At 54.0% G+C, this 5,151-nt stretch carries 6 protein-coding genes; 1 reads left to right on the top strand and 5 read right to left on the bottom strand.

From position 1 onward, the window contains the following. Positions 1-34: 34 nt before the first annotated feature. A complete protein-coding gene (gene spo0A / locus RUMCAL_RS10235) occupies positions 35-805 on the bottom strand; it encodes a sporulation transcription factor Spo0A (protein WP_021682778.1) in 771 nt (256 codons plus the stop codon). Between the two features lie 212 nt (positions 806-1,017). Beyond that, positions 1,018-1,578 (bottom strand): hypothetical protein, encoded by a 561-nt coding sequence (locus RUMCAL_RS10230; RefSeq protein WP_021682777.1) that lies wholly within the window; start codon positions 1,576-1,578, stop codon positions 1,018-1,020. 278 nt (positions 1,579-1,856) lie between these two features. Between RUMCAL_RS10230 and spoIVB the strand changes: the two genes are divergently transcribed. Beyond that, complete coding sequence (gene spoIVB / locus RUMCAL_RS10225) at positions 1,857-3,065, top strand: SpoIVB peptidase (protein ID WP_021682775.1); 1,209 nt, start codon at positions 1,857-1,859, stop codon at positions 3,063-3,065. A gap of 140 nt (positions 3,066-3,205) precedes the next feature. Here spoIVB and RUMCAL_RS10220 read toward each other — a convergent pair whose 3' ends face one another. The 3 genes from RUMCAL_RS10220 to rimM form a co-directional block, all read right to left on the bottom strand. Beyond that, positions 3,206-3,469, bottom strand: a complete 264-nt coding sequence (locus RUMCAL_RS10220) for an HPr family phosphocarrier protein (RefSeq protein WP_040647915.1) — start codon at positions 3,467-3,469, stop codon at positions 3,206-3,208. 356 nt (positions 3,470-3,825) lie between these two features. Further along, complete coding sequence (gene trmD / locus RUMCAL_RS10215; RefSeq protein WP_021682773.1) at positions 3,826-4,521, bottom strand: tRNA (guanosine(37)-N1)-methyltransferase TrmD; 696 nt, start codon at positions 4,519-4,521, stop codon at positions 3,826-3,828. After that, entirely contained in the window at positions 4,511-5,020 is a 510-nt protein-coding gene (rimM, locus tag RUMCAL_RS10210) for a ribosome maturation factor RimM (protein ID WP_021682772.1), read from the bottom strand. Before rimM ends, trmD begins: the two co-directional genes overlap by 11 nt. Between the last annotated feature and the right edge of the window lie 131 nt (positions 5,021-5,151).

The raw sequence follows: 5,151 nt of genomic DNA, 5'->3' as shown, positions 1-5,151 counted from the left end.
CAAAGTCGCCAGACGCTCTTTGTGCGGGATTGCCTTAGGCGTGACGGACGGTGCTTCTGCCGTATTGCAGCCGCAGCTTGTCTGTCAGCAGGGCAATGAATTCAGAATTGGTAGGCTTGCCCTTGCAGTTGTTCACGGTATAGCCGAAGAACGAGTTGATCGTATCCAGATCGCCCCGATCCCATGCGATTTCGATCGCGTGGCGAATGGCACGTTCCACGCGGGAAGACGTGGTGTCGAACTGCATTGCCACTGTGGGATAGAGCAGCTTTGTCACGCTTTCCAGCAGTGCCTGATTCTCGATCGAAGCCAGAATTGCGGCACGCAGATAGTGATAGCCCTTAATGTGTGCAGGCACGCCCAGCTGATGAATCATCTCTGTCACCACTACCTCCATATTGCGGTTGGCAGAGTTCTTCGGGTTCGGCATGCCCTTGGCAGCCAGATCGGTGATGCGGCTGCCAAGAGTGGAAATGTGGAAAGGCTTCAGCATGAAGTACGCCGCACCCTTTTCCATGACCTGACGCTCGATAAACGCATTTTCATAAGAAGATGTGATGATGAAAGCCGGTGCGGTTTCGAATGTCTGAGATTTCTCAAGGATCTCTATGGCATCCATACCCGGCAGGACAGCGTCCATCACAACCACGTCCGGTGTGTCATTCCGGATCGCGTCCAGAATGACTTTCCCGTCTTTTCGCCGCGTCACGACGTAAAGACCGAGCGACCGCAGTTCATTGGCACAGGTGATGCCATATTCTGCACTGTCATCTCCGATCAGGACTTTTATTTTTTTGTTGTCCATTTTGTTACCTCCTGTTTTTTTGTTCTACCCTATAATTTTACCACATTCTATGGGGAACTGCAAGACTGAAATCTGTCAAAATAGAAATTTTTTTAGGGAAACATGCGAAAGCACATGTCCTTCACGCGAATATGACAGTTTTTCCCACCTGCAAAAACAGAAACAGGGCATCTTCTGCACAAGCTTTGTACAGTGTTTCCTTCAGTGTTTCCTTAAAGCACCGACGGAGCCTTTGCCGAATCCTGTCGTTTTTTCTCCTGCCGCCGCCGGACAGCTTCCGCGGAGAAGAATTGCAGCAGTCCCAACGCAACCACACAGACATAGGGCACCAGCACCGGCAGCAGCTGGAGCCGGTACAGTGTCGCGGCAGGCATTTCCATGAGCCGGCTGTAGAACGAATGCTCAGAGGCGTAGGCGGTCACGCGGTACAGTGCCAGCATCGCCAGCGTTACGCCGGCAGTAGCACTGCCTGCAGCTGCCCAGTTGAGCCAGTTCTTCCGGCACAGCAGGACAAGCACTGTCCCCAGTGTCAGCAGACCGGAGCCGACAAGCAGCATCTGCCCGTAGCCGGCGAATTCTATCGGCCAGTTGCTGCCGGCACGGGCACGGCTGATCCACCCCAGCCCGCAGCCCCAGCAGGTGATCCACGTGAACAGAATCGTCGTCAGCACCAGCAGTCCCCGCAGGATCCAGCAGCAGACAGTGTGGGCACGGCGTTTCCGCAGCTGGGCGGCGGTGGGAATGGGTTGGTTTTTCGTTGGTTTGGTATGCATGGGATACACCTCATTTTTTTCAAATTTTTGGAATCGTTGGAATGTCAGGATTTTTTCCTTGCATTGTCGCTGATAAGCGTTGCCGGTTTACATAGGATAAGATTACGGGCGAACGTCGTTCCCGCGGGATTGTTTTTGGTGTTGTGTCACGGGAAAATTTTACAAAAGAACCCCTCCACCAGCTTCGCTGTTACACCGCACCAAAAAAACACCTCTAAAACAAAAGACTTCGAACGGCAGGCATGCCGGTTCGGAAAGAAAGGCAGGTCTTTTCCAATATGATACGATGGATCAAATGCACGGCGGCACTGGGTGCTGCGGTGCTGCTACAGCTTTACGGCACAGCCGCCTATTATGCGTGGCAGCTGCCGGACAGCTATTATGTCCAGACCGGCAGCCGGCTGGAAGTAGACACGGCTCTGCACATTGCCGCCGTGCCCACTGCACATACCGTACAGGCTGCCGTCACGGCATCGTCCGCGGCAGACACCACCTCGCTCCGGCTTTTCGGGATCATTCCCATTAAAGATGTCGAAATACAGGAGATCGACACGCCCATGCTGGTGCCCTGCGGCGAGCCCTTTGGCATCAAGCTGCGAATGGACGGTGCCATGGTGGTAGGCATGGAACGAATCGAAACTGCATCGGGGCAGCGTTGTCCCGCACAGGAAGCCGGCATTCAGACCGGCGACCTGATCCAATCTGTAGACGGCACGGCGATCGACTCCAACCAGTCCCTACAGGAAGCCATTGCGGAATCCGACGGCACGCCAGTAACTGTCACCCTCACCCGCAGCGGTGAAACCTGCACCGTCACCCTCACTCCCGCCTACGCCGCCGCCGACAACCGCTATGAAGCCGGCATCTGGGTGCGGGACAGCAGTGCCGGCATTGGTACCATTACTTTTTATGAGCCGGAATCCGGCAGCTTCGGCGGACTGGGACACCCGATCTGCGATGCAGACACCGGTGACATTCTGCCCTTTGGTTCGGGAGAAGCCGCCGCGGTGACCATTTCACAGGTGACCAAAGGCGTTTCCGGCTGTGCCGGCATGCTGCAGGGCAGCTTTTCCGATGATGCCCCACTGGGGGAACTTCTGTGCAACAACCGCTGCGGCGTTTTCGGAACGCTGTATCACAATCCTTCCGCCGAAGAAGCCATTCCCATGGCACTGAAGCAGGAGATCCAGACCGGAGCCGCACAGATCCTCTGTACCGTTTCCGGCGACACGCCGAAAGCCTATGACATCACGCTGGAGGAAATCGACTACAGCGGCACAGACAGCACCCGCAACATGACGGTCTGCATCACCGATCCGGAACTGCTGGAAGTTACCGGCGGCATTGTGCAGGGCATGAGCGGCAGCCCCATTCTCCAGAACGGAAAGCTGGTGGGAGCCGTGACACATGTCTTTGTGGACGATCCCACCCGCGGCTACGGCATCTTCTGCGAGAACATGGTACGTTACGGGCTAAGCGGCAGTTAAGACAATACCGCACAAAGAGCATCTGGCGACTTTGTGCGGTATTGCCTTAACAAACCTTGCACGTTGCTGTCCGAAAACAAAAAACCTCACGGCGGACCTTTCCCCCGTGAGGTTCTCTTTTGTCACAGACACTGCGGTAATTAGTCGCTGAATCCGCTTTCTACCAGTTCTACCAGAGAGTTCACTGCAACCTGTTCGTCAGAACCGTCTGCAATGATCTTGATGTCGGTACCGCCAACGATACCCAGAGAAAGGATACCCAGCAGGCTCTTTGCGTTTACACGGCGTTCTTCCTTTTCGATCCAGATCGAGGACTTGAACTCGTTGGCACGCTGAATGAAAAATGTAGCCGGTCTTGCGTGCAGACCAACCTGATTCTGTACAGTAACTTCTTTTACAAACATGATAAACTCTCCCATCCTTATGATCATGCATGTGCGTTCACACACCATACTTACTGAAGCACGAAACAACACATTTCGTATCTTCTCTGATTTGAAGACGCTTGGCGATCCCCACTTCTGATAGGAACCATTTGTGCACTCCTCATCTCTGCTATGCTATCATTATACCGTTTTTTCCGGAGAACGTCAACGTGCTTTTTGCAATATTTTGCGTTTTTTCCGGAATTTTCTACGTGTTGACAGAACCATTCTCCCTTTTGCTTTCAATCTTTGTGAAACATGACAACAATGCCAAATCCTGATTTTTTCAAATTGGTGAACCTGCATATTTTATTCAAATCCCACAAAGAAAACTGCTATTTTTTGTCCAAATAGCTTGCATAAAGGTCAGGGCGTTTGGTTTTGGTTTCCTCCAGACTCTGTGCCTGCCGCCATTCTGCGATGTTTTTGTGGTGTCCGGTGAGCAGCACCGGCGGCACTTCCCGATCATGCCACACCGCCGGACGGGTATACTGGGGATATTCCAGCAGACCGCCGAAGTGGCTTTCGTCCTCGAAGCAGAGATTTTCCGGCAGCACCCCGGGTACCATTCGTGCAACCGTATCCACCAGCACCAGTGCCGGCAGTTCCCCGCCGGTGAGCACATAGTCCCCGATAGAAATCTCCTCGTCTACGATCTCGTCCAGAATCCGTTGGTCTACACCTTCATAATGCCCGCAAAGTACAAAAATATGCGGCATCACGGACAATTCCAATGCCCGCTGCTGATCCAGCACCCTGCCCTTGGGGGACATGTAGATCACGTGGGGCTTGGCACCGATGTCCTGCTGTACGGCATCATAGCAGCGGTAAATGGGATCTGCCTGCATGACCATGCCCCTGCCGCCGCCGTAGGGCACATCGTCTACACGGCGGTGCTTGTCCAGCGTATACTCCCGAATATTCCAGCAGCGGACGGAAATATGACCGGCGGCTCTGGCTCTGCCGATAATGCTCTCCGACAGCACCGCCTCGCACATTTCCGGAAACAAAGTGGCGATCTCAATCTGCATCGAACAAGCCCTCCAGCGGTCGGATCCGCATCACGCCTCCGTCGAGGTCAGTTTCCTGCACCACGTCCGGAATCGCAGGGATCAGCACGGTTTTTCCGGTTTCGTCTTTGATCTCGTACACATCATTGGCACCGGTCTGCATCACATCAGACAGCTTGCCGTAGCTTTTGCCGGTGTCTGCGTCCAGCACCTCCAGCCCGATCAGATCCTGAATGAAGTACACGCCTTCTTCCAGTTCCACCTCGTCGCGGTCCATATAGAGCACCTGATTCCGCAGCTGTTCCGCCGCCTCCACGGTGTCCACACCCTCCAGATGCAGCAATACGTTGCCCTTTTGCAGACGGGCAGCCGTCACGCTCACCGGCTTCTGTGCCTTGCCCAGATACAGGGTGTCGAATTCGCACAGGAATTCCGGCTCATCGCACCACGGCACCACTTTCACGTCGCCGCGGAGCCCGTGGACGTTTACGATCTTTCCGATTTCCAAGTATTGTTTCATGGGTAGTCCTTTCTGTACGCATGAGAAAATGCACTTCGCAGTGCCTTATATACAAGAACAGGCGAACATTTCTGTCCGCCTGCATATCTGCATAGTGTTAAGGCAATACCGCACAAAGATTGTGCGACAGA

Source organism: Ruminococcus callidus ATCC 27760, from assembly GCF_000468015.1.
GTDB classification, from domain to species: Bacteria; Bacillota; Clostridia; order Oscillospirales; family Ruminococcaceae; genus Ruminococcus_C; species Ruminococcus_C callidus.
The sequence above is the reverse complement of the archived record's forward strand: the minus strand, read 5'-3'. Positions and strand labels throughout refer to the sequence as shown.